This is a genomic window from Candidatus Amarobacter glycogenicus, assembly GCF_016704105.1.
Taxonomy (GTDB): Bacteria; Chloroflexota; Dehalococcoidia; order Tepidiformales; family Tepidiformaceae; genus Amarobacter; species Amarobacter glycogenicus.
Map to the genome: position 1 here is coordinate 163,933 of NZ_JADJAT010000022.1, position 21,918 is coordinate 185,850.

Sequence of the window (21,918 nt, forward strand, 5' to 3'; positions counted from 1 at the left end):
AATGGCTTCGGAACCGACCACTGCGCCGATGGGTCACGATGCGGCCCTGCTCCAGAAGCAGATGCAGCACTCCACCTTCAAACGCCCGGGCGAACTCGCCGTCGTGGCTCTGCTCTGGTTGTGTGGCACGATCTCCCTGATCACGACGGTCCTCATCGTCACCACGCTCTTCGGGGAGACCATCGACTTCTTCCGGGAAGTCTCACCGGCCGAGTTCTTCCTGGAGACGCGCTGGCAGGCCCTCATCCCCGGCACCGAATCGTTCGGGATCTGGGAGCTGGTGGCCGGCACGGCGAACGTTGTCCTCTGGTCCATGGTGTTCGCTCTCCCCCTCGGCCTGGCGGCCGCCATCTACCTGAGCGAATACGCCCACCCGCGCACCCGTTCGATCCTCAAGCCGATCCTCGAAGTGCTCGCCGGCGTGCCCACCGTCGTCTATGCGTTCTTCGCGCTCACGGTCGTCACGGAATACGTCCTCCGGCCCATTTTCGGAGCGGATCGCGTGCCGATCTTCAACTCGCTTTCTGCCTCGCTCATGATGGCGGTGATGATCCTGCCGACCATCGCCTCCGTCTCCGAAGACGCGATGGCGAACGTGCCGAGGGAGTTGCGCGAAGGCGCCTACGGCCTCGGCGCCACCCGCCTGGAGGTGGCCATCAAGGTCGTCCTCCCGGCCGCCCTCTCCGGTGTTATCGCCGCTGTTCTCCTCGCCATTGCCCGCGTCATCGGCGAAACGATGATCGTCGCGCTCGCCGCCGGGTCGACTCCCAACCTCACCCTGATGCCGCTTGAAGGCATCCAGACCATGACTGGCTACATGCTCCAGGTCGGACTCGGCGATGCCGCCCGCGGGACCATCAACTACACCTCGTTGTTCGCCGTCGCTTCCACCCTCTTCGTGTTCACGTTTGCGCTGAATGTCATCGCGACCTGGATCGTCAATCGCTTCCGGGAGGCCTACGAATAATGGCACTGGCGCCTCCGCAGTCCGACCAGATCTCGCTCCGCGCCCAGGGCCGTGTCGCCCGGCGACAGGCGTTCTCGCGCCTCTCTCGCTACGTACTGCTCCTCGCCACGGTCACCGGCATCGGTGTCCTGGCGGTCCTCGCAGTCGACACGATGGTCAGGGGTCTTCCCGTGTTGGACTGGCAGTTCATCACGAGCTACCCGTCCCGCAAGGCCGAGGAAGCCGGGCTGCGTTCATCCCTCCTCGGCACCGTCTGGGTGATGGGGACAACCATCATTCTCGCCATCCCGGTCGCCATCGGCACCGCCGTCTTCCTGGAGGAGTTCGCACCCAAGGGCCGCTTCACCTCGGTCGTCCGCCTGAACATCGCGAACCTTGCCGGCGTCCCATCGATCATCTACGGCATCCTCGGGCTCACCGTCTTCGTCCGTGGGGTCGAGCTCCAGGGGGTCACCCTCTTCCCCGCGCTGGGCACCACCATCCTCGCCGGTTCCCTCACCCTCGCCTTGATGATCTTGCCGATGACGGTCATCGCTTCTGTCGAGGCCATCCGGCAGGTCCCCCCGAGCATTCGCGATGGTTCCCTCGCCCTCGGCGCCACGCGCCTCCAGACGGTCCGCCACCACACCCTCCCCGGGGCCCTGCCCGGAATCATGACCGGCACGATCTTGGCCATCTCGCGCGCAGCCGGCGAAACAGCAGCACTCATCATGATCGGCGCCTTCGCCTTCATCGCCTTCGATAACAAGAGCGTCAACGAAGACTTCACCACCGTCGCCATCCAGATCTACAACTGGACCACCCGCCCGCAAGAAGCTTTCCGGGCCAACGCTTCTGCCGGGATCATCGTCCTGATGGTCATGGTCATCGGCCTCAACCTTGTCGCGGTCCTCATCCGCGAGCGGTTCCGCCGCAAGTAACCGGGAGCACGAAATGACGAACTCGATTGACCTTCGACCGGCCGATACCCGCCAGGTCCCCGCTGAGACTACACTGCGGGCAACCCTGGCTTCGGAGCGCCCAGCCAACGTGATTGCCGAGCCCACCGGTGACATCGCCCTCTCCGTCGAGGACCTCAACCTCTGGTACGGCTCCAAGCAGGCGCTCACCAACGTCTCCATGAAGATCCCCGTGAAGCAGGTCACAGCCCTCATCGGGCCGAGCGGCTGCGGCAAGAGCACGCTCCTGCGCTCCATCAACCGCATGAACGACCTGATCCCCAACGTCACCACGAAGGGCCGAATCCGCTACCACGGGGTAGACCTCTATGGGCCCGGGATCGATCCCGTGGAAGTGCGCCGCCGCATCGGCATGGTCTTCCAGAAGCCGAATCCCTTCCCGAAGTCCATCTACGACAACGTCGTCTTCGGCGCGAAAGTGAACGGCTACAAGGGCAACTTCCAACAGCTCGCGGAGGAATCGCTCAAGCGGGCCGCGCTCTGGGACGAAGTGAAGGACAACCTGAAGAAGAGCGGCCTCGCCCTCTCCGGTGGCCAGCAGCAACGGCTCTGCATCGCCCGGGCAATCGCCAACCAGCCGGATGTCATCCTCATGGACGAGCCATGCTCGGCCCTCGACCCGATCGCGACCCTCAAAATCGAAGACTTGATGCGGGAGCTGGTGAAGGACTACACCATCGTCATCGTCACCCACAACATGCAACAGGCCGCCCGCGTCTCCGATTACACCGCCTTCATGCTCACGGATGAAAAAACGACCGGGCAGTTGATAGAATACGGCCCAACTCAGGAACTCTTCACCACTCCGCGTGACAAGCGCACCGAGGACTACATCAGCGGACGCTTCGGCTAAGGGTTGAGAGGGAGGCCCCACCAATGACGCGCGACCTCTTCAACTCAGAGCTCCAGCAGCTCCAGGATGACGTACTCGTGCTCGGCTCGATGACCGAAAAGGCCATCATGGATGCCATGGAATCGCTTCGCGACGGCGATTCCACCTGGTCGCGCCGGATCATCGAGGACGACAAGAAGGTCAACGCCAAGCGCTTCGAGATCGAAGACCGCACCACCTTCGTCATCGCATCCCAGCAGCCGATGGCGACCGACCTCCGCTCCCTGGCCAGCATCCTCTACATCATTACGGACCTCGAACGGATGGCCGACCACGCCGAAGGCATAGCACGGATTAACCTGCTTCTCGGAGATGAGCCCCTCCCCCGCAGGCTGGGCTACCTCCCGGCAATGGCCGACCGCGCCGTGGCCATGCTTCGCAACAGCCTGAAGGCGTTCATCGACCACGACGTGGATATGGCCCGCCAGATCTGCGATGCAGACGACGAAGTCGACCGCCTGCAGGACAGCGTCTACGAGGACTGCATCGCCGCGATGATCGCCGACCCGGCGACGATCCAGCGGAACACACACCTCATCTGGTGCGCCCACAACCTCGAGCGCATCGCCGACCGCTGCACGAACATCTGCGAGCGTGTGATCTACACCGTCACGGGCCACATGCAGGAAATCAACATCTCCAAGTACTGAGCCGCTGGCTCGCCCGTAGATCCGGCGTTCTGGTATTCTGGTCGTTCGCCGTGGCGGGCGTAGCGTAGTGGTTAACGCGTCTGGTTGTGGCCCAGAAGATCGCGGGTTCGAACCCCGCCGCTCGCCCCATTTCCCAACACACAAAGAAGCCGCCTCTCCCAAAGGCGGCTTCTTCGTTGTTCGGCCGTTCGCGGTGTCAGTCGCGCGCCAGTACCGGCAGGAAGCGCTTGTACTTCTCGGCGCCGCCGCCGAGGAATCCACTGCTCACCTGGTAGTTCCCCTCCGAAGAGGTCTTTGCCAGCGGTTGCCCGATGGCGGAGTGGACCGTGTAGGCGTCGCCAGTCGCCTTGCCCCCGCCCGCGATCGCCCGCCAGGAGAGGTCGTACACACCCCCGGATGTCTGGGCGAAGGCGGCCGCGCCCAGGGCGAGCGCGGCGACGCCGCCCGCTCCGAGTGCGAGACCGCGCCTCCGCCCGCTCACTTCGAGATCACCAGGACGTTGAACTTAGCGCCCGCGGAAATGGAATCCTCAAGCCCGGAGGTCGAGAAAATGACCCAGCGATCCGTGACGCCAGGGCACCACGCGGGTGCAACGGCGGGGTACCACGTGAGCGCCACGCCCTCGATCACGTTGATGGGCGTGATCAGCACGATGGCGGTGGGGTCGGTCACCGGGAGGTAGGTCGCGGCGTTCGCCTTATGGACGCCCCCGTCCCCGGGGCAGGTGTTCCTATCTGGGCCAGCCGTGTCGACGATGTGCACGAACGCCGCAGGGTTCGCGCCCGAGACCTTGATCGCCCCGTCTATCTCAAGGCCAGTCTCGCCGTAGAAGTAGCCGCCGGTGCCCCCGGCGCCAATCGCATATCCCCGCACGCCCACGCCGTCGGCCGCCGTTGATTCACCCTGGACACCAGCCCCGCCGCCGTTGTTCGTCCCCAGCACGCCCGGGTATTCCGAGACATCGGTGCTGGTCCGGTTGCCGGCGATGGCGATACCCGTGCCGGTCTGAGTAACGGTGAAGAGCCCGGTCGTCGAGGCGGGCGCCCCGGCGAGGCTCCCCGAGGCAGCAAACGGGACAGCGATACCCGCCGCCGCCTTCGCGAAGAGCGCGTACGGTGTCGGGCTAATCGGCTGACGTGGCGAGAGCACCGTGTACGTGCCCGCGCTCGCCCCGGGCCGGACGGCGATCTCTACCCATCGGGCATCGCCGTTCCACGCACCCGCACCGAAATCGAGCTCGACTCCGAAGAGTCCGTTCGTGACGGTAACGTCGTCCTTCGTCTGGGTGGTGCCGACAGAAGCGCCGGCCGTATCGGCATCGTAGAGGATGAAGCGAAGGTCGTAGGTACCGTTCGCGGGGCTGCCGGCGTCGGTGAGCCGGCCCTGGTAGGTGAAGCTCGACCCCAGCGCCGTTACGGCTTCTATAGAGCGGCCCTGGGGCTCGCTGGAATCGTCGCCGAGTGCAGTGGCAACGGGGATAAGACTGATGACCCCGAGCCCTGCCGCGACCGTCGCGATGATTCGATTTCGTCGCATCCGCACACCTCCCGGCCCGCTGCAGGCGGGCGCTGGAACAGAGTATAGATCATCCGCACAAGCGTTTGCACATTTTCTTCTTTCAGATTCGCCGCCCACGTTAACAACCGGTGATTGACCCTTCATGACCCCGGACGTACGTTCCAAACGTGCGCAACCCCGCGTGCCTGGAACCTCACCAACGAAGGGCCGTGCAGTGCCAGAAGACGTCGCTGCCCGCGAAGTCCTGGAAGACGCTCGTGCACTCGCTGCCTCTGGCGAGTGGGCGAAACTTGTCGCGCTCGTAACTTCCCTCCACCCCGCCGACCTCGCCGAACTCGTCCTCGACCTCTCCGAGGAAACCCGCCGCGACCTTCTCGGCCGCCTCCCCTTCCGATGTCGTCGGCCAGCTCTTTGAATACGTAGAGGATGACGAACTCCGCGACCTGATCCGCGGCGTCGGCGTGGAAGATCTCCCCGCCGTCCTCGAAGAAGTCGAAGACGACGTCGCCGCCGACGTCATCCAGCAGCTCGAGCCCGCCGAGCAGGTCGAGACGCTCGCCGCCCTGGATCGCGGCGAAGAAGTCGCCGAACTGATGGCCTACGGCGACGAGTCGGCCGGCGGCCTCATGAGCCGCGGCTTCGTCGCCCTGAACGACGACATCACGGTCCTCCAGGCGATCGACTACCTTCGTGTCCTTCGGCCCTCCGCGGAGCGCGCCTACTACCTCTACGTCCTCGACCGGGCCGGGCGGCTCCAGGGCGTTGTTTCCATCCGCGACCTGCTCGTCTCGGCGCCCGAAACCAGGCTGGGCGAGATCACCCAGCGAGACGTCCACGCTGTGGCCACCGGGACCGACCAGGAAGAAGCCGCCCGGGTCCTCCAGAAGTACAACCTGATGGCACTCCCCGTGGTCGATGAAGACGGCCGCCTCGAAGGCATCATGACCGCCGACGACCTCATCGACGTCCTCCAGGAAGAGGCGACCGAGGACATGTACCGGATGGCCGGGGTCGGCGAGGACGAGCGCGTCTTCAGCCCTGTGCGGACGAGTGTCCGGCGCCGCCTGCCGTGGATGATGGGCAACGTCCTGACGGCGTTCCTCGCCGCGGTGGTCGTCGGACTGTTCGATAGCGCCCTCAGCAAGGCAGCCGTGCTCGCGTACTTCATGCCGGTCGTCGCGGGCATGGGCGGCAACGCCGGCACTCAGACGGCGACCATCGCCGTCCGAAGCATCGCCCTTGGGGACCTCGACGTGAGCGATGTCTTCCGGGCCTGCCGCAAGGAGATCCTGGTTGCCATGGCGAACGGCCTCGCCATCGGCCTGGTGGCCGCGCTCGGCGCCTATATCTGGCAGCGGAACGAAACACTCTCCCTCGTGCTGGGCTGCGCGCTCTTCCTGAACATCTGCGCCGCGACCCTCGCCGGCGTCCTCATCCCCCTCGGCCTCAAGGCGGTCAAAGTGGACCCCGCGCTCGCCGCGAACATCTTCGTGACAGCCATAACCGATGTGATGGGCTTCGTCTTCTTCCTTGGCATCGCTTCGCTCGTCATCAGCCGGATTCAGTAGCTAGGCCCCGCACCGGCGGTTGTGCCGGGCGTGCCGTCTCCGCCATGCTTCTCGCATGCGCATAGTGACTCTCGATGAAGCGGTCGCCACCCTTAAGAGTGGCGACCGCTTATACGTCCATGGCGGCTCGGCAACGCCACACGTGCTCATCGATGGGATGGTTGTGCTGCGCGACGACCTCCGGGGCGTGGAAGTCGTCCACATGCATACGAATGGGCCTGCCCCGTACGTCGCGCCGGAGATGGAAGGGCGTTTTCGCCACAACGCCCTCTTCATCGGCCCGAACGTCCGCCGGGCCATCGAGGAGGGCCGCGCCGACTACACCCCGGTCTTCCTCAGCGAAATACCATCGCTCTTCGCGCCAGGCGGGCCGCTTCCGCTCGATGTCGCCTTCATCCAGGTCACGCCCCCGGACGAGCATGGACGCTGCTCGCTCGGTGTCTCGGTTGATTGTGCCCTCGCCGCTGCAAGCCATGCGAAGACCGTGGTCGCCCAGGTCAACCGCCAGATGCCTCGCACCTCGGGGCATAGCCTCAGTCTGGATGACATCGACCTCGCCATCGAGATCGATGAACCATTGCCTGAGTCCGAGCACGAAGCCCCAGGCCCGGAAGCGACGGCCATCGGTGGCCACGTAGCCGGCCTCATCGAAGATGGCGCCACGCTCCAGATGGGGATCGGCGCCATCCCCGCCGCGGTGCTCAACGCCCTCACGGGCCACCGCGACCTCGGCGTGCACACCGAGATGTTTACCGAGGCGCTCCTGCCACTCCTCAGGAGCGGGGTCGTCAACGGCGCGCGGAAGACCATCAACGCCGGCAAGACCGTCAGCGCCTTCGTCGTCGGCAACCGCGAGCTCTACGGCTACCTCGACCGCAATGAACGCATCGCCCTGCGCCCGGTGGACTACACCAACAACGTCGACGTGATCGCTGCCCACGACCGCATGGTCGCCATCAACTCAGCGCTGAGCGTCGATCTCACCGGCCAGGTCGTCGCCGATTCGATTGGCCCGCGGTTCTATAGCGGCATCGGCGGCCAGGTCGACTTCATCCGCGGCGCCGCCCGCTCCAGGGGCGGCCTCCCGATCATTGCGCTGCCCTCGACGGCGAAGGGCGGCACGCTCTCCCGCATCTGCCCCGACTTGATTTCCGGGTCAGGTGTGGTGACCACCCGCGGCGATGTGCACTGGGTGGTGACGGAATTCGGTGCGCGCAACCTTTTCGGCAAGACCATCCGCGAACGCGCCTCGATGCTCATCGAGATCGCTCATCCCGCCTTCCGCGAAGGGCTGCACGAATCCGCGGGCAAACTGGGGTACTTGGGGCGAAGGGCGAACTAGCTCTGGTAGACGCCCGGTTCGTCGTCCGGCTCATCAAAGATCGGCGCCGAGGAACCCTGGAGTGCCGCGATCAGGTCGGCGGCGTCCTGGGGCGTGATCTTGCCCTGCTCGAGCATCTGGAGCACGCGCATCTCTTCGCCTTCCCGCCGGCGAGAGGCTGCGGCGGCGCGGCCCGGCCGCTGCGGTTTGGGCTGGGCGGTGAAGGCCGCGCTACGGGATGGTGCTCCGGCCCCAGCATCCCGAGCCTTCACGATGCACTCGCCGATCCCGGAGGTAACGCGGACAGAGGTCATCGCCGGTTCGGGGGCGCTCGGGTACTCCACGCGAGACTTGCCGATTCCGCTCGACGCCTTGATTGTCACTTCGCCACCGGCCGGGAGCCGCACTTCGGCGCGCCCCAGGCCAACATCCACCTTGTACTCGCCCGCTGCCAGCTCGGCGATGTCCATCAGCACGTCGCCCGTCCCCGAATCGCAGCGGGCGAGGCCGCTGTGAGAAAGCACCGAAACCTTGCCCGCTCCCACGCTCACATCGAGGGACCCGGAGGTGAGGAGGCACTGCACGGTCCCCGCTCCCACATGGACTCGCAGGTCTGCTGCGCTGATTCCCTGCACTTCCGTCTCACCGTAGCCGTTGTCGATTCGGACCTGTTCGAACGAGCCTTCGCCGAGGCGGATGATCGTGGAGGCGCCCTGGCGGCGGCGGAAGAGCCATCCCTTCGTCAGCCGGACCTCGATGACGAGCCGGTCCCCGCTCCGGTGGACGTCGACTTCGGGCGTGCTCTTGTTACCGATCGAGACGACGCCCGGGGCCTCTCCCTCTTTGCACGCGCGGATAGTGAGCTTGCCGGCCGTCTGGTCGACCTGGACCTGGCGGATGCCTTCGAGCGAGAGGGCCTGCTCGGTCCGGACGCCCTCTGCGTCGTCTTCGTTGCTCCCGAAACGGCCTACCTGTGGGCCGCGGCTGCGGTGAGCTTCGCGCCTCGATTCTTCGCGGACCTGGTCGCGCAGCCTTCTCGCTTCGTCGCGCCCGCGCCGGGCGTCGTCGCGCATGCGGTCGGCTTCGGCCTTCGCCTCGCGCCGGAGCCGGTCGGCTTCGGCCTTCGCCTCGCGCCGGACATGGTCGGCTTCCAGTTTCGCCTGGCGCCGGAGCCGGTCGGCTTCTTCCAGCGCGGCGTGGATGTCGTCGCGTCCGTCAGCCATCGCGCGCCCCCAGGCTCCGAAGCTGTTCGGCCGCCTCCGCGGCGCTCAGGCGGCCTGCGGAAAGCTCGTCGAGCACGCGCTGCCGGCGTTCGCCGTCGCGTGGGTCCTCGCCAGCTTCGAAACCGAGTGCGATCAGCACATCGTTCAGGCGGGCGACGACGGTCGGGTAGGAAATCCCGAGTTCCTCTTCGACGTCTTTGATCTTCCCCCGGGCCCGCAGAAAGGTCTCAACGAACGAGAGTTGCTCCCGGTTGAGCCTTGCAAGGGGGCCGGCATCGAACCGTCCATCGACCCCGACTCCGCACGAGGGGCATTCCAGCCGGCGGACGACCAGAGCGCTATCACAGCTGGGACACGCACCCACGAAGCGGGCCATTCGGGTTCCTCCTGCCTACCGGGCGGAGTTGGCGCGCGGTAGGCGGTATTCGGCGACGGTGACGTTCGTCCCGCGGGCCCAACGTTCGACGGTGGCTGCGGCACGGCGGACGCCTGCGGCGGCCGTCGCGATCATAGAGGCAGCGGGCGATCCGTTCCCGTACCGGTAGGGCCGGCACGATTCGCGGCGGCTCTCGATGAAATACCGGCTGTGGTCCTCGATGAACCGGGTGTTGATATCCATTTCTGGTCTCCTTTCGGGCCGGTTGGCCCGGTTGGCACATGGCCTGATGAGATAATCGACCCCTTTCACCAAGAAGTCAATAGCAATTTTAAGAAAATCAATACAGAACTGAAGTTTCATGATACCAAAGGTTCTAACGTCAACTCGGAGTCCGTTTGGCTCAGCCTCGCCGCGCCGAAACATGCTCAGGCCCGTCCCGCGGAAAGCCCGTCCGATTCCATTCAAGATGGAAAGGGACGAGGTCATGCCATTGCAGCAGCCTGATTCAGGGGAGAAGAGGTGAAGCGCCGTGGAGGAATCGGTCAGCCCAGGGCGGAGACCACGTGTTCCGGGGCGCCGTCGCGGCTGAGGACGATCGCGCGGAGCTTGCGACCACCCCACGCGATGCCCATGTTCGCCGCCATCGCTCGCAGGCCCTCCGCCATCATGGCCCCGGCGACGTCTCCGTGGGGCGCACCATCGATCACAACTGCGATAGCGCCGCCCCCGCCGCGTTCGATGACCTGGGAAAACGCGATCGCCGCAACCAGCGGCGCAGTCAGCCCTCCCGCAACGATCGAATCCCACTCGTCACGCGAAAGTTCATCGACCTGGATCCTGGGCGCCGGGCCCGGGGCGATCACCACTGCGTCGCAACGGCCGAGGCGATCACAGACTTCCGCCGCGAAAGCCGCCGCAGCGGCCGGGTCGGAGGCATCGAGGACGGAGTTGAACTGTTCGCGCCCGATCGCCCAGACTTCGTTCGCGATCGACGCGGTCGAGAACTCCTCGACCTGGGCGACCGAGACGGTGCCGAGTGCGAGGTCCGCCCCGGCTTCCGCCAGCGCAACCGCGATCGCCCGGTCCTCTTCGCTTCCCCGGCAGACGAGCGCGACGACTTTCGCGGAGAGGGCTCCCATCAGTCGAAGAGCCCGAGGACGATGGGGACCAGGATCGCGGCGAGGATGAGGATGCCGATGCCGGCGCCTATCGCGTTCCAGTTGCGGGTCTTCATCCTGCCCGAGTAATACTCCCGCTCCCAGCTGCCATCCATCAGGTCCAGGTCGCGTTCATCGGGACCGAGGTCCGGCTCGTCGTCTTCTTCATACAGGTCGGCGGTCTGCGGTCGGGAACTCATCTCCCGGATCTTAGCGCACGATCTTTACACGTTCGTTGTCGTCGTCGCGGTCCCAAAGGTCCCATTCGAGGCCTCGTGGGAAGCGGAAGCCCCCGAACCCGAGCGAAAGCGACGTGAGTAGAAAAGCGATGACGCCGAGCCATGCCATCCCTGCCCCCGTGAGAACGACAATTGCCCCCGCCGCGGCCCACCAGACGATCGCTGCGATCCCGCGCGAAAACGGGTTGTGGCTGTTCGCGACTGCACCGGCGGTGAGGAAGGCGAAGACACACATCCAGCTCGCGCCCTCACCCTGGGCGATGACGGATATTCCGACGGCCAGCCACGCCGCCGAGATCCCCAGGCCCAGCACCCAGGCGTCGCGCTTCATCGTGCTATAGACGACGGCGCCGGTCGTGAGGAACGCGAAGATGCTCGTCCAGGCGGCGTCGCTGGTGCTGCCGGCCGCCAGCGCCATGCCCGCCCATGTGCCGGCAATGGCGAGCAACCGCGATATGCCGAGCCTCCGCCAGGCCGAAGCCCCCACTGCCCCCGTGGCCAGCGCCGCGAAGATCAGGATCCACCAGGCATCGTTTTCGGATACCACCGCGGCGATGCTCGCCGCCCAGATGACCATGATCGAGAAGATGGATGTTGCCTTGATCGTCATATCAGCCCGCCGTCAGCATCGCGAATCTCCGGGCCGTTCACACAGGCGCGGCCATCCCCGAACTTCGCGTCGCGCCAGTGTAGCGCGGCATTCAACCCCTTTTCCGCAGCGACACGATTGCGGCCGCCCGAATCTTCGTTGATGACGGGCGGGTAGTCAGTCACTGGGGCAACCTCCGGGTGGGCCGGATTGTAGGGAGTGCGCCGGACCTCGGCGAATCGAACCGGCAGGAGAAGGAATTTCTCCCGCCGTTGCCTACAATTCGCGCATGCCGCCGCCCGGCAGCTGGTCGAACCAGGTGGAGTTCCGCATCGCGATCTACCGGGGCGAATCTCAGCCTGCCGGACAGCCGTTCCCTCCGGACGTGGGACGGCATCCCGCGCCCCATTATCCCGGGAGGACCCCTATGCCCGCCGCGCCAATCCCCGTCGCCCTCGCCCAGATCGGTCAGGTCGCCCACACCGTGAAAGACCTGGAACCAGCCGTCGCCTTCTTCCGCGACAAACTCGGGATGATCCACCTCTTCACCGCCGGACAGCTCGCCTTCTTCGACTGCGCCGGCACCCGCCTTATGGTCGATGCGCTCCCCGAGGCCCAGGGCAACGGCAACTCCGTGCTCTACTTCAAGGTGGATGACATCCACGGCTCGGTCACGACCCTGCGCGGGAAGGGAGTCGGCTTCGAAGGTGAGCCGCACCGGATCTTCACTCACCCCGACGGGACCGAGGAATGGATGGCGTTTTTCAAGGACCCCGAAGGGAACCTGCTCTCGCTGATGAGCCAGGTGAAGCCTTAGGCGCACTTCGGCCTGCGTTATACTTGAGGCATGACCGCGAAGCAGCAGTTACTGGAGTACGTTTCCCGGCTGACCGAGGAAGAGGCGGAAGACAAGCTTCCCTGGCTTGCTCCGATCCTTGAGCCGCGCCCCGCGAACCGGCGGCTCACTCCAGCAGAGAGGGCCGCGGTTGATCGGGGCCTGGCCGATATCGAGGCCGGTCGGTTCGTCACTCTTGAGGAACTCGAAGCTGAGATGGAGGAGTGGGACGATTGAGGGTCATTGTCTCGCGGGAGGCGCGAGAGTCTCTCAAGGCCATCTCCGCCTACCTGGGTCAGTACTCCCCGGCCGCACGCCGAACCCGGTTCGAGATTAACGCGCGCATCAAGACGCTACCACTGAACCCTCGGAAGGGGCGGAAGGTTCCCGAGTACGACGTCGATGCCATTCGCGAAGTAATCGAGGGGGGACTACCGCATCTGGTATCGACTCTCCCACGAGCGCATCGAAATAATCGCGATCTTCCACGGTGCTCGAGGGGTTTGAGGCCTCGTCCGTCAGCCTGATCTCCGGTAACCATCTGTGTTATGCTCACCAGCAGAGTTGATGGTGACCGAGAGCCCTCTGAACGCTCCCATACGTCTGTCGTACTGTTCGTTTGTCGCCTCCTCGCTCGAGTGTGTATCTGTTATCGCCCGGTCAGCGCGCCTGTGAGGGCTCGGCGCAGCGGCCAGTTCGGCGCACCACCTGTGCGCCACCGAAAGGAACCTGAGCCCCCTGCTGTCCTTCCTCACCCGTAAGCGAAAGGGCGCCGCTGCCACTGATGCGCCCACTACCGCCGCACCCGCGGCCGTCCTTGAACCTGCCGCGCATAGGCCTGCCGCGCCACACCTGCACGCCCACCACGACCAGCCGGTCCACCCCTCCGCGCACGATCCACTGACCCCAAAGCGGCGCCGGAACCGTGGACGGCGCGGTAGCGGCGCCGGTCCCGAGACCCTCGATTCGGCGCCCCGGCCGCGCACCAACCTGCCGCCCACGAAGGCCCCAATCTCCGAAGCATTTGCCAGCCTCGGAGTCGGCGACACCGCCCTCGAGGCGATTGCCGCCCTGGGCTACACCGACCCGACACCGATCCAGGAGGCAGCCCTCCCACGTCTCCTGAATGGCGAAGACCTCATCGGCCTCGCCCAGACAGGCACCGGCAAGACCATCGCCTTCGGCATCCCGCTGGCCCGCTCCATCGACCCATCCCGCAACGAAGTCCAGGCCGTAGTGATGGTGCCGACGCGTGAGCTCGCGAACCAGGTGAAAGATGTCATCGAACACCTCGGCAAGTTCTACGGGTTCACCACGCAGGGCCTCGTCGGCGGCAGCCGTGTGAGGTCCGACCTGATGGCGCTCGAAAAAGGCTGCCATGTTGTCGTCGGTACGCCGGGCCGCGTCATCGACCACCTCAAGCGGGGCACCCTCCGGCTGGAACGTGTTCACTTCGTCGTCCTCGATGAGGCCGACGCGATGCTCGATATCGGCTTCGCCCGCGACATCGACTACATCCTTCGCACCGTGCCCAAGCAGCGCCAGACCGCCCTCTTCAGCGCCACGATGCCCATGAGCATTGCTCGGCTGACACATCGCCACATGCGCCGCGCCGAGACCGTGGAGATCGAACCCGAACAGCGTACCGCCGCCGGCGTCCGCCAGTTCTATTGCGAAGTCTCGGAACGCGAGAAGTACCTCGCCCTGCGGTACATCTACGAACAGCACGGGCTCGGGCGCACGCTCATCTTCCGTAACACGAAGATCGGTGTGGATCGCCTCACCGACCAGCTCGTAGCCGCGGGCGTCCAGGCCAGAGCCATTCACGGCGACCTTCGCCAGGGCCAGCGCGACCGCGTCATCCAGGATTTCCGCTCCGGGACCCTCGATTTCCTCGTGGCAACGAACGTCGCGGCCCGTGGTCTCGACATCCCCGATATCGAGAACGTGATCAATTACGACGTGCCCCAAAACGCGGAGGAGTACATCCACCGCATCGGCCGCACCGCCAGGGCCGGCAAACAGGGTGCTTCCTACACGTTCGTCGGCGAATGGGACCTGGACTTCTGGGATGTCATCCGCAGGGAAGTCGGCGACGAGAACTTGGAGTACCTGAAGCTCCCCGCCCGCTGGGACTAACCTCGTAACCCGAGACTCGCCGTAACGCGGAGCCTTCTTCGTTACGGCCCTACAACTTGGGAAGCCACGGTCCTCGCAGGTACCGCTCCCTCGTCGAAACGGTCGCCACCTCCTGCGTCCAGCGAATCTGGCGCAGCGAGGATTTGAGCGACGCCGACTTCTACGCGTTCGGCGCCTACCTCAACGCTCGCGAAGCTTCCGGCCGGCGGCTCCTTGGCATGCATGCTGCGCCCGCTGCGTGCAGCGACACCGTGACCGGCCGCTGCGGGATTCGGCCGCTTCTTCGATAGCGCGGAACCGAAGCCGCCCTCCCGGCGTTCTGGATCGCAGGGTATCTTCGCCCGGGAGCTCAAGCGTTATGCAGGAGTGGGTCACCCCCGACACACTCGGCGAGCTGGACCGGCGCATCTATGACCTTGCCATCCAGCCGATGCCGCTCGCCGAAATAGCGGTCCGGCTCGGTGTGCCCGTGGGCCAGGCAGACGAACGCATCCAGCACGTGTGCAGACGGCTCGGGGTCGACGGCCGGGCGGGACTGCGCGCCGCCGCCGAACTCCCCGCTGTAACTGCGGCCACCCAGGTCCGAAACGGGAGCGAGGACGAATACGTCATTGGCGCGGAAACGGGCGAACCCGGCCGGAGGCCGCCGAAGCACACGCGCCGGGTAGTGCTGGCAGGTGGGATTGCCACGCTCGCTATTGCCGGCGGGGCAGCGGCGGTGGCCGTCGCTCGGCGCGGCTCTAGCGGCGGACGTGATCCCGGCGCCAGCGAATCAGGCACTGCGGCCCCTGCTGGAAGCGCAACTCCCGCCGCCTTCGGCGGCCTTCCCATCCGTCGTGAAGGTGGCCTGGGCGAGACCTACGGGACAGCGACGTGGGTCAACGGCGCCCCGATCGACTGGCCACACGGGCTCTTCTCGCTCTCCCTGAAAGCTGGCCAGGTCTCCGGGCTCCGCTTCCTCGAAACGGAGCCGCGGGCCGAAGGGGCTTCGGGGTTCGTGTTGTATGAAACCGGCCCGGGCGGAACCTTGGTCTGGGCTCAACATGGCTCCGGCCGCGGCTACCTTGCCGATCCCCTCATCCTCCAGTCGAGCTGGTCGTGGCCGCTCGAAAGCCTCCGACTGGTGGCCGGAGGCGGAGAAGCCCCCAACCGGACGCTGGTCTTCGAGGAGCTCATGGAACGGCGCGGCACAGGCCGGTTCCACATCTTCGCGCTTCGGCCGGGGTCACCCCTCGAGTCTGGCCCGACCGGGGCGTTCCAGCTCCCTGCTTCGGGCTTCGGCCTCCCTTCGCTGCTCTCCCGCGATGCCACGCGTCTCGCTATCTGGTCCGGCACTGATTCAACCGACCCCCAGCTCCACCTCATAGACCTCGTACGAGGCGCGATCGTCCAGAGCAGCCAGAAGATCGAGCCCCATGGAGGTGTGACGGCCCGCCCGCTCCGCCTGGATCGCCTCGATGGCGGGTTCGATGGCTTTCTTGGGCGCTGGCAGTACCCGGGCGCCGAGCCCCTGCCCTTCGGCCAACTGTTCAACTGGGACGGCGCGTGGGCCGAGGACGGCATGTCACGCGTCCAGGAACTGGATTGGACGACGGCCTACTCGCGGGATGGCCTCCGGCGCGTCTCCGAAGTGACCCTGAAGTATGTCCCCATGCAGGGTGTCGATAGCGCCCGGGAGTACTGGACCGCCGTGTCGTCGTTCGGCTCCGGCCAAGCCGACCCGGAATGGTCCATGCTCTCCGCGTCGATCGGCTACGCCGACGGGACGCCGGCCAACCCATGGCTCGCGGATGGCTCTGGATTCGTCGCCATGGTACGCGGGCCCGAACCTGAGGGAGACGCATCGGACGCCTACGAATACGCGATCATCTCGGCCGATGGCCGCACCGTGACTCGCATCCCACTGCCAGCCGTCCCCGGCGAGTCGGTCCCCTGGTTCCGCAGAAACGCGATGCGCTCGCCCTCGCCCTGCCCATTTGATGCCAACCTCATCGCTTTTGGTCGCCTGCAGGTCTACATCCGCCGCACCGGCCAGTGGCTCAGTGCCAACGTCGCGACCCCTGATGGCCCCGACCACCTCGATCCCTGGGCGGCCGGGCCGGGGGACATGGTGTTCGCACTCCCCCACGGCGGCCATGGGGGAGCGTCACCGCCGATCTTGTTGAACCTGAAGCGCGTATCCGGCGCCCCCCCAGCGAGCTTTCGCTTCGTTGTCGCTCGTACCGGCGATGGCCTGAACGTCCGTGCCGGCCCTTCCCGGGGTACATCCGTCCTGGCGCTGCTTCGCGATGGCGATGTCGTCGAGCTCGCAACCGACCTGAAATTCGAAGAAGGCCTGCGGAGCGCCCAACAGCGACGCGACGCAACCTGGCTCTTCATCAGGACGCCGGCCGGCACATCTGGCTGGGTTTCGGCCGCTTACCTCGATTGGGCCTGACCGGAGACGTACATGGAGTCCCGGTGGCGCGCCTCTACATAACACCGTTCCTGAGCACGCCCGCCCCGGTTACCTCGATCTCGACGCTGTCGCCAGTGTTGATCCGCGGCGGTTCGCCCGGCGTCCCCGTGTAGATAATGTCGCCGGGCAGCAGCGTCATCACACTGCTCACGTACCGGACGATCTCGGGGATATCCCGGATCAGTTCGGTCGCTCCGCCGTGCTGCACCTGGATGCCATTTACCCGGGTGACCACTTCGAGCGTCGGGTACTCGATCCCGGTCACGATCGTCGGCCCGAAGATCCCGAACGTGTCACTGCCCTTCGCCCGCCACCATTGGCCGTCCGAACGTTGCCAGGCGCGTTCGCTCACGTCGTTCCCGGCCGTGTAGCCGAAGATCCCGCCGAGGGCTTCTTCGCGCGTAGCGTTCTTCAGCTTCCGTCCGATAACGATGACGATTTCGCCCTCCGGTTCGACGTGCGTCGCTCCCGTCGGCAACAGGATGTCGTCGCCGGGGCCGGCGATGCTCGAAAGCGGCTTGAAGAAGAGCGTCGGCGGATCGGGCACCGGCCTCCCGTTCAGGTGGCTCGAATAGTTCAGGCCGACGCAGACGATCGAGCGCGGCTCGCAGGGTGGGAGGAGCCGCACAGCCTCGAGAGCGAGCCGCTCGCCCGTGGCCGTCGCGCTCGCCCAGAATGGCTCCTCGATGACGCGGATGCTCTGGCCCTCAACCTGTCCAGCCCCTCGCGATCCGTCCTTGCGTTCGAAACGTACGTAGTTCGCCATCGTATTCTCCCGATCCTGGTTCGTGTCGCGGGAGTCTACTGGACACGGTGGATAGGGTCGTTTCCAATTCGCCCACAACGCAACGGAGGCACACATGCCAGGGAAGATGACCCAGGACGAGGTAAACGCCTTTCTCGATAGCCGTCCCGGCTGGATCGCTCTCACAACCATGAGCGCAGACGGCTTTCCCCACTCCGTCCCGATCGGCTACTTCCGCGTCGGTGGCGACATCTACATCGGATGCCGCGCCGGCACCCAGAAGTTGAAGAACATCGGACGCAACCCGAAGGTCTCGCTCATGCTCGAAGCCGGCAGCACCATGCAGGACATCAAGGGCGTCTGCATCCAGGGCGAGGCCGATGTCATTCTCGACCCGGCCCGCCAGCTTCCCCTCCTTCGGGAGTCCATGCGCCGCCGCGGCACTCCCGCCGATCAGCTCCCGGCGGAGGCTCGGCCGGGCTCGGCCTTCATCCACATCGTGCCCAAGAAGGTAATCTCCTGGGACTACGCGAAGGGCTAGCCATGAATATCGTGGACCGTGCCGACGAGAGTTACTTCCAGGCCTGGCGTGCCTTTGGCAGGTGCGCCGCCGGAGGGGCGGTGCGCGAGTCCTCTGGCCTGCTCTGCGTTTCCAGTGGCCTGCCGGTTGCGTTCATGAACCTCGCATTCGTGACGCGCCCGCTCAGCGCCCCGGAGGACCAGATCGCTTCGGCCATGGCATTCTTCGATTCACGTCGCGAACCCTTCATCGTGCGCATCCGCGAGGGTCTTGACCGCGCGAGCGAAGCAGCCTGCGAACGCCTTGGCATGCCTTACAGCGATACCGTCCCGGGTATGGCTTCTACCAGCATGAGCGTCCCGGCGCCGCCCGCCGGCCTCGATATCCGCCTCGTCGATAGCGGCCCGGCGCTTCATGACTTCCGTGCCGTGATCTCCGCCGGCTACGAGATTCCAATGGCGATGGTCGAGGCTTTCGTGACGGCGGACCTCACGCGCGCCCCGGAGGTCGAGAGCTACGTCGGGTACGCGGATGGCCAGCCCGCCGCGAGTTCGACCCTGGCGTTCGGGGGCCGCGTGGCCGGCATCCACAACGTCGCGACGGCGCAGGAGTTCCGAAAGCGCGGCTTCGGCGAAGCGATGACCTGGCACGGCATCGAACGCGGCGCCGCCTACGGCTGCGACATGGCGGCTCTCCAGTCCTCGGAGATGGGCCAGCCCATCTACGCACGCATGGGCTTCCGCGTCGTCTCGCCCTACCGGACGTTTCATCGCCCGGGTGTCTAGCGGCCGCTCAGTGGCTGGCGATGAGCTGGTCGAGCGCCGTCACCAGCTCCGAAACAGAGTGGACCTCCGCGTCCGGGACCTCCTGGAGCGACCGGGGTTGCTGTTCCATATGCCTCCCGGTGCGGAAGAGGACCGTCGCCATGCCCAGTGCACGGGCCGGGAAGATGTCGTTGTCGATCCGGTCGCCAACCATGATGCACTGCTCCGGGGCAACGTCCAGGTCTTCGCACGCCCGAAGAAACAGCCGCGTATCCGGCTTCCGGTAACCGTGGTGACCACTGACTTCGCGGTGGGAGAAGTACCGGCCGAGTCCCAGGCGATCCAGGTCGTCGAGGGCCTGGGCCGGTTGGTTGGCGGCCAGCCCAAGAAGCACTCCTCGCTGGTGAAGGCTCGTCAGCAGCGCCTCGATACCTGGTCGAAGCTCGAGCCCACCCCTGGTTTCGCGACGCTCCACCGACGACTCCGCAAACAGCCGCTGGGCCTCACGGGCGCGCAACCGGTCTCCCCGGCAGAGCCGCCAGAGTATGGCCGCGTACGCATCCGGGGCGTAGGACTGGACGGCCCAGGTGTTCGCGGCCTCGAAGGCCGGTTCGCTCGCGTTCACACCGACGGAGAGCAGCGCGCGGATCAGGTGCGCATCGACCAGGGCCTCGTGGAGCACCTCGGTATCAATCGGGCCGCCGACGTCGAAGAGGACAGCGCGCACGCTCATCGGGGCGAGTGATCTGGCGGTGATGTCTGCGTGGATGTCGCTGGCCCGGAAGGCGTGGTCGGCCGGTTGTCGCGTGAAGAGGACGCGGGCCTCGAAGGCCCGGTCACGGCTGCGCTCGCTGCGCCCGCACCGGCTCTCCGCCCAAGTAGGAGTCGCCCAAGCCTGGGAGCCGGGGCTCAGTTCGAGGCATGCCGCGATTCTACAGCACGCCCCGGCGGCACCACCGCGATCGCGCGGCGCGTTCGTACTGGCGGCGCTGCTACTCTGAGGAATGTGGTTTCCGCAGAAAGCATCCGCGCAGGTTTCGGTGGCCGTTTCGGCGGCGAACCCTCGGTCGTCGTGCGTGCGCCCGGCAGGGTAAACCTGATCGGTGAGCACACAGACTACTGCGGCCTGCCGGTGCTCCCAATCGCCATCGACAGGGCCACATTCATCGCAGCGGCGCCCACCGCCGACGGTGTCCTGCGAGCGACTTCGACGGCGTTCCCGTCGCAGGCGGAGATCGCCCGGTCGGCGCCTCGTCACCAGTCCGAGCCGTGGCATCAGTACCTCTCCGGTGCCCTCCATGAACTTGCGGCCGTGGCTCCCGGAAGGGGCGCGAACCTGTTCATCGATGGCGACCTGCCGGCCGGCGGTGGGCTCAGTTCCTCGAGCGCACTCACCGTTGGAGTGATCTCGGCACTCGCGGCAGCCTGGGGCAGCCCCCTCGAACCTGTCGAGGCGGCGCGGCTCGCGACCACGGCCGAGCGCCATGCCGGCGCAGAGACCGGCGGTATGGACCAGCAGGCGATCGCCCTCGGCCGAGCCGGCAACGCCCTTCGCATCGAGTTCCTCCCACCGGCGGTCCGCTACGTGCCGCTGCCCGAAGGCCTCGCGTTCGTTGTTGCATATTCCGGCCAGGATGCCCCGAAGGGCGGCTCCGTGCGTGATGCCTACAACGAGCGCGTGGTCGGCACCCGCATCGCCGCCCTCATGCTGGCGGACATGCTGGGCGTGGAGCTCGAAGGCACGCCACTCCTCGGCAACGTGGCCGGCATCGACGCCGCCGGCGTGATGGTTGTCGAGTTGCCCGACCAGATGGCTCCCCGGAACGCCGCGAACGCCGTCGAGGCGAACGTCGAACGCGTCATCCAGTTCGCCACCAGCCATTTCGATTCCGCCCGCAAGGTGCCGGTGAAGCGGTATGCGCAGCACGTGCTTTCCGAGGCCGAGCGGGTCGATGCTGCTGAAGTAGCCCTCGCCGCGGGAGACCTCAAGACGTTTGGCAGGCTCTTGAACGAATCCCACGACAGTCTCCGCAACGACTGTCGCTGCAGCACTCCGGCGCTGGACAAGGTGGCCGCGGCGATGCGCAAGTCCGGGGCGTTCGGCGCACGGCTGACCGGCGCCGGTTTCGGCGGTTACGCCGTCGCCGCCTGTCCGCCGGCAAAGGTACAGGCGGTGGTCGAAGCCGCGGTCGCCGCCACCGGCGGGCCGGCATTCGAAGTGACAGCCTCGGACGGGCTCTCGTTCGCATGAACGCGGTCACCTCCGCCGTCTTGCTCGCTGCAGGGCGGGGCGCCCGGCTTGGCCCACTCACACAGGACTTCCCGAAGGCCATGCTCGAAGTCGGCGGCCAACCGATGCTGCACCGGATCATCGGCGGCCTCGCGAATGCCGGAGTCGATCGATTCACGATTGTTTCCGGCCACGCCGCCGAATCCCTCGAACAGGCCACCGGCGACGGCCGTCGCTGGGGTGTCCACATCCGCTATGTCCGCCAGGCGGTGCTCGATGGCACCGCGCGGGCACTGGCTCTCGCCCGGTCCGATGTCGGCGACTCGTCTTTCTTCGTGGGCTGGGGCGACATCGTCGTCGATGCCGCGAACTACGACCGCGTCATCGCTGCGGCCGGTCCTACGGGAGCCTCCCTGGCCGTGAACGAGGTCGATGACCCCCACGCCGGAGCCGCGGTGGAGGTCGATGATGACTGGGCGGTCACCCGGATCGTCGAGAAGCCTCCGAAAGGAACGTCGAACACCCGCTGGAACAACGCCGGGCTCTCCGTCCTGCCGCCGGAGATATGGGGTTTCGTTGCGGCCCTGCAGCCTTCGTCACGCGGTGAGTACGAACTCCCGGGCGCAATTGCGGCGTTCATCGCGGCGGGCGGCCGAATCCGTGCCGTGCCCATCGCAGGGCCGTGGTTCGATGCGGGCACGCCCGAGAGCCTGGCCGCGGCACGGCTGCACTTCGGCGGATAGAGCGTCCGTTGCCCCTGCAGCC

25 protein-coding genes, 1 tRNA gene and 1 pseudogene are annotated in these 21,918 nt (G+C 66.2%); 16 read left to right on the plus strand and 11 right to left on the minus strand.

The genetic code is table 11. The annotated features are described in order from the left end of the window. The first annotated feature begins 1 nt into the window (after nucleotide 1). The 5 genes from pstC (at nucleotide 2) to IPG14_RS18180 (ending at nucleotide 3,597) form a co-directional block, all read left to right on the plus strand. Complete coding sequence (gene pstC / locus IPG14_RS18160) at nucleotides 2-967, plus strand: phosphate ABC transporter permease subunit PstC (RefSeq protein ID WP_343385555.1); 966 nt, start codon at nucleotides 2-4, stop codon at nucleotides 965-967. Continuing rightward, nucleotides 967-1,887 (plus strand): phosphate ABC transporter permease PstA, encoded by a 921-nt coding sequence (gene pstA, locus IPG14_RS18165; RefSeq protein ID WP_343392758.1) that lies wholly within the window; start codon nucleotides 967-969, stop codon nucleotides 1,885-1,887. The genes pstC and pstA overlap by 1 nt, the downstream gene beginning before the upstream one ends. A gap of 13 nt (nucleotides 1,888-1,900) precedes the next feature. Next, nucleotides 1,901-2,779, plus strand: a complete 879-nt coding sequence (gene pstB / locus IPG14_RS18170) for a phosphate ABC transporter ATP-binding protein PstB (RefSeq protein ID WP_343385553.1) — start codon at nucleotides 1,901-1,903, stop codon at nucleotides 2,777-2,779. 23 nt (nucleotides 2,780-2,802) lie between these two features. Beyond that, on the plus strand, nucleotides 2,803-3,468 hold the full coding sequence (gene phoU / locus IPG14_RS18175; protein ID WP_343392759.1) for a phosphate signaling complex protein PhoU: 666 nt from the start codon (nucleotides 2,803-2,805) through the stop codon (nucleotides 3,466-3,468). Between the two features lie 53 nt (nucleotides 3,469-3,521). Then, nucleotides 3,522-3,597: transfer RNA gene (locus IPG14_RS18180), tRNA-His, on the plus strand. A 67-nt stretch (nucleotides 3,598-3,664) separates the two neighbouring features. Here IPG14_RS18180 and IPG14_RS18185 read toward each other — a convergent pair. Beyond that, nucleotides 3,665-3,949: a hypothetical protein gene (locus IPG14_RS18185; protein ID WP_343385551.1), complete on the minus strand. Its 285-nt coding sequence runs from the start codon at nucleotides 3,947-3,949 to the stop codon at nucleotides 3,665-3,667. Continuing rightward, nucleotides 3,946-5,004, minus strand: coding sequence for a hypothetical protein (locus tag IPG14_RS18190; RefSeq protein WP_343385550.1), 1,059 nt, complete (start codon nucleotides 5,002-5,004; stop codon nucleotides 3,946-3,948). Before IPG14_RS18190 ends, IPG14_RS18185 begins: the two co-directional genes overlap by 4 nt. 196 nt (nucleotides 5,005-5,200) lie before the next feature. Between IPG14_RS18190 and IPG14_RS18195 the strand changes: the two genes are divergently transcribed. The 3 genes and pseudogenes from IPG14_RS18195 to IPG14_RS18205 all read left to right on the plus strand — a co-directional run bounded on the left by IPG14_RS18195 (nucleotide 5,201) and on the right by IPG14_RS18205 (nucleotide 7,896). After that, a complete protein-coding gene (locus IPG14_RS18195; protein WP_343392760.1) occupies nucleotides 5,201-5,401 on the plus strand; it encodes a hypothetical protein in 201 nt (66 codons plus the stop codon). Between the two features lie 22 nt (nucleotides 5,402-5,423). Beyond that, nucleotides 5,424-6,554 (plus strand): annotated as a pseudogene (gene mgtE, locus IPG14_RS18200) (magnesium transporter); the annotation flags it as partial. Nucleotides 6,555-6,609: 55 nt separating this feature from the next. Continuing rightward, nucleotides 6,610-7,896, plus strand: a complete 1,287-nt coding sequence (locus IPG14_RS18205; protein ID WP_343390062.1) for an acetyl-CoA hydrolase/transferase C-terminal domain-containing protein — start codon at nucleotides 6,610-6,612, stop codon at nucleotides 7,894-7,896. Here IPG14_RS18205 and IPG14_RS18210 read toward each other — a convergent pair. The 7 genes from IPG14_RS18210 to IPG14_RS18240 all read right to left on the minus strand — a co-directional run bounded on the left by IPG14_RS18210 (nucleotide 7,893) and on the right by IPG14_RS18240 (nucleotide 11,647). After that, nucleotides 7,893-9,098 (minus strand): hypothetical protein, encoded by a 1,206-nt coding sequence (locus tag IPG14_RS18210; protein ID WP_343392761.1) that lies wholly within the window; start codon nucleotides 9,096-9,098, stop codon nucleotides 7,893-7,895. The genes IPG14_RS18205 and IPG14_RS18210 overlap by 4 nt on opposite strands. After that, a complete protein-coding gene (locus tag IPG14_RS18215; RefSeq protein WP_343385546.1) occupies nucleotides 9,091-9,474 on the minus strand; it encodes a DUF2089 domain-containing protein in 384 nt (127 codons plus the stop codon). Before IPG14_RS18215 ends, IPG14_RS18210 begins: the two co-directional genes overlap by 8 nt. Nucleotides 9,475-9,489: 15 nt before the next feature. Beyond that, nucleotides 9,490-9,717, minus strand: coding sequence for a hypothetical protein (locus IPG14_RS18220; protein ID WP_343385545.1), 228 nt, complete (start codon nucleotides 9,715-9,717; stop codon nucleotides 9,490-9,492). A gap of 302 nt (nucleotides 9,718-10,019) precedes the next feature. Then, on the minus strand, nucleotides 10,020-10,616 hold the full coding sequence (locus tag IPG14_RS18225; RefSeq protein WP_343385544.1) for an SDR family oxidoreductase: 597 nt from the start codon (nucleotides 10,614-10,616) through the stop codon (nucleotides 10,020-10,022). Continuing rightward, on the minus strand, nucleotides 10,616-10,834 hold the full coding sequence (locus IPG14_RS18230) for a hypothetical protein (protein ID WP_343385543.1): 219 nt from the start codon (nucleotides 10,832-10,834) through the stop codon (nucleotides 10,616-10,618). Before IPG14_RS18230 ends, IPG14_RS18225 begins: the two co-directional genes overlap by 1 nt. 10 nt (nucleotides 10,835-10,844) lie before the next feature. After that, the gene (locus tag IPG14_RS18235; protein ID WP_343385542.1) at nucleotides 10,845-11,483 is read right to left on the minus strand and encodes a hypothetical protein; all 639 of its coding nucleotides are present in this window, start codon (nucleotides 11,481-11,483) and stop codon (nucleotides 10,845-10,847) included. Further along, a complete protein-coding gene (locus IPG14_RS18240; protein ID WP_343385541.1) occupies nucleotides 11,480-11,647 on the minus strand; it encodes a hypothetical protein in 168 nt (55 codons plus the stop codon). Before IPG14_RS18240 ends, IPG14_RS18235 begins: the two co-directional genes overlap by 4 nt. Before the next feature lie 104 nt (nucleotides 11,648-11,751). Between IPG14_RS18240 and IPG14_RS18245 the strand changes: the two genes are divergently transcribed. From IPG14_RS18245 to IPG14_RS18260, 4 genes are all read left to right on the plus strand, one after another. Continuing rightward, a complete protein-coding gene (locus tag IPG14_RS18245; protein WP_343392762.1) occupies nucleotides 11,752-12,279 on the plus strand; it encodes a VOC family protein in 528 nt (175 codons plus the stop codon). A 30-nt stretch (nucleotides 12,280-12,309) separates the two neighbouring features. After that, nucleotides 12,310-12,534 (plus strand): hypothetical protein, encoded by a 225-nt coding sequence (locus IPG14_RS18250; protein WP_343392763.1) that lies wholly within the window; start codon nucleotides 12,310-12,312, stop codon nucleotides 12,532-12,534. A gap of 858 nt (nucleotides 12,535-13,392) precedes the next feature. Further along, nucleotides 13,393-14,436: a DEAD/DEAH box helicase gene (locus IPG14_RS18255; RefSeq protein ID WP_343392810.1), complete on the plus strand. Its 1,044-nt coding sequence runs from the start codon at nucleotides 13,393-13,395 to the stop codon at nucleotides 14,434-14,436. 358 nt (nucleotides 14,437-14,794) lie between these two features. Next, nucleotides 14,795-16,873: an SH3 domain-containing protein gene (locus tag IPG14_RS18260; RefSeq protein ID WP_343392764.1), complete on the plus strand. Its 2,079-nt coding sequence runs from the start codon at nucleotides 14,795-14,797 to the stop codon at nucleotides 16,871-16,873. 34 nt (nucleotides 16,874-16,907) lie between these two features. Here IPG14_RS18260 and IPG14_RS18265 read toward each other — a convergent pair whose 3' ends face one another. After that, entirely contained in the window at nucleotides 16,908-17,660 is a 753-nt protein-coding gene (locus IPG14_RS18265; RefSeq protein WP_343392765.1) for a fumarylacetoacetate hydrolase family protein, read from the minus strand. A gap of 94 nt (nucleotides 17,661-17,754) precedes the next feature. Here IPG14_RS18265 and IPG14_RS18270 point away from each other — a divergent pair, with 94 nt between their 5' ends. Continuing rightward, entirely contained in the window at nucleotides 17,755-18,180 is a 426-nt protein-coding gene (locus tag IPG14_RS18270) for a pyridoxamine 5'-phosphate oxidase family protein (RefSeq protein ID WP_343385536.1), read from the plus strand. 2 nt (nucleotides 18,181-18,182) lie between these two features. Then, the gene (locus tag IPG14_RS18275; protein ID WP_343392766.1) at nucleotides 18,183-18,944 is read left to right on the plus strand and encodes a GNAT family N-acetyltransferase; all 762 of its coding nucleotides are present in this window, start codon (nucleotides 18,183-18,185) and stop codon (nucleotides 18,942-18,944) included. Between the two features lie 7 nt (nucleotides 18,945-18,951). On the opposite strand, the gene IPG14_RS18280 is transcribed toward IPG14_RS18275, so the two are convergent. Continuing rightward, nucleotides 18,952-19,656 carry an HAD family hydrolase gene (locus tag IPG14_RS18280; RefSeq protein WP_343392767.1) on the minus strand — a complete coding sequence of 235 codons (705 nt, stop codon included), beginning with the start codon at nucleotides 19,654-19,656 and terminating at the stop codon, nucleotides 18,952-18,954. Between the two features lie 273 nt (nucleotides 19,657-19,929). Here IPG14_RS18280 and galK point away from each other — a divergent pair, with 273 nt between their 5' ends. Beyond that, complete coding sequence (gene galK, locus IPG14_RS18285) at nucleotides 19,930-21,174, plus strand: galactokinase (protein ID WP_343392768.1); 1,245 nt, start codon at nucleotides 19,930-19,932, stop codon at nucleotides 21,172-21,174. Further along, nucleotides 21,171-21,896, plus strand: coding sequence for a nucleotidyltransferase family protein (locus tag IPG14_RS18290; RefSeq protein ID WP_343392769.1), 726 nt, complete (start codon nucleotides 21,171-21,173; stop codon nucleotides 21,894-21,896). Before galK ends, IPG14_RS18290 begins: the two co-directional genes overlap by 4 nt. The last annotated feature ends 22 nt before the right edge of the window (nucleotides 21,897-21,918 follow it).

Bases quoted from the DNA above. Each gene is read 5' to 3' on its own strand.
- pstC (WP_343385555.1), top strand. From the start codon at position 2: ATGGCTTCGGAACCGACCACTGCGCCGATGGGTCACGATGCGGCCCTG.
- pstA (WP_343392758.1), top strand. From the start codon at position 967: ATGGCACTGGCGCCTCCGCAGTCCGACCAGATCTCGCTCCGCGCCCAG.
- pstB (WP_343385553.1), top strand. From the start codon at position 1,901: ATGACGAACTCGATTGACCTTCGACCGGCCGATACCCGCCAGGTCCCC.
- phoU (WP_343392759.1), top strand. From the start codon at position 2,803: ATGACGCGCGACCTCTTCAACTCAGAGCTCCAGCAGCTCCAGGATGAC.
- IPG14_RS18190 (WP_343385550.1), bottom strand. From the start codon at position 5,004: ATGCGACGAAATCGAATCATCGCGACGGTCGCGGCAGGGCTCGGGGTC.
- IPG14_RS18205 (WP_343390062.1), top strand. From the start codon at position 6,610: ATGCGCATAGTGACTCTCGATGAAGCGGTCGCCACCCTTAAGAGTGGC.
- IPG14_RS18210 (WP_343392761.1), bottom strand. From the start codon at position 9,098: ATGGCTGACGGACGCGACGACATCCACGCCGCGCTGGAAGAAGCCGAC.
- IPG14_RS18215 (WP_343385546.1), bottom strand. From the start codon at position 9,474: ATGGCCCGCTTCGTGGGTGCGTGTCCCAGCTGTGATAGCGCTCTGGTC.
- IPG14_RS18220 (WP_343385545.1), bottom strand. From the start codon at position 9,717: ATGGATATCAACACCCGGTTCATCGAGGACCACAGCCGGTATTTCATC.
- IPG14_RS18225 (WP_343385544.1), bottom strand. From the start codon at position 10,616: ATGGGAGCCCTCTCCGCGAAAGTCGTCGCGCTCGTCTGCCGGGGAAGC.
- IPG14_RS18230 (WP_343385543.1), bottom strand. From the start codon at position 10,834: ATGAGTTCCCGACCGCAGACCGCCGACCTGTATGAAGAAGACGACGAG.
- IPG14_RS18235 (WP_343385542.1), bottom strand. From the start codon at position 11,483: ATGACGATCAAGGCAACATCCATCTTCTCGATCATGGTCATCTGGGCG.
- IPG14_RS18245 (WP_343392762.1), top strand. From the start codon at position 11,752: ATGCCGCCGCCCGGCAGCTGGTCGAACCAGGTGGAGTTCCGCATCGCG.
- IPG14_RS18250 (WP_343392763.1), top strand. From the start codon at position 12,310: ATGACCGCGAAGCAGCAGTTACTGGAGTACGTTTCCCGGCTGACCGAG.
- IPG14_RS18260 (WP_343392764.1), top strand. From the start codon at position 14,795: ATGCAGGAGTGGGTCACCCCCGACACACTCGGCGAGCTGGACCGGCGC.
- IPG14_RS18265 (WP_343392765.1), bottom strand. From the start codon at position 17,660: ATGGCGAACTACGTACGTTTCGAACGCAAGGACGGATCGCGAGGGGCT.
- IPG14_RS18270 (WP_343385536.1), top strand. From the start codon at position 17,755: ATGCCAGGGAAGATGACCCAGGACGAGGTAAACGCCTTTCTCGATAGC.
- IPG14_RS18275 (WP_343392766.1), top strand. From the start codon at position 18,183: ATGAATATCGTGGACCGTGCCGACGAGAGTTACTTCCAGGCCTGGCGT.
- IPG14_RS18280 (WP_343392767.1), bottom strand. From the start codon at position 19,656: ATGAGCGTGCGCGCTGTCCTCTTCGACGTCGGCGGCCCGATTGATACC.
- IPG14_RS18290 (WP_343392769.1), top strand. From the start codon at position 21,171: ATGAACGCGGTCACCTCCGCCGTCTTGCTCGCTGCAGGGCGGGGCGCC.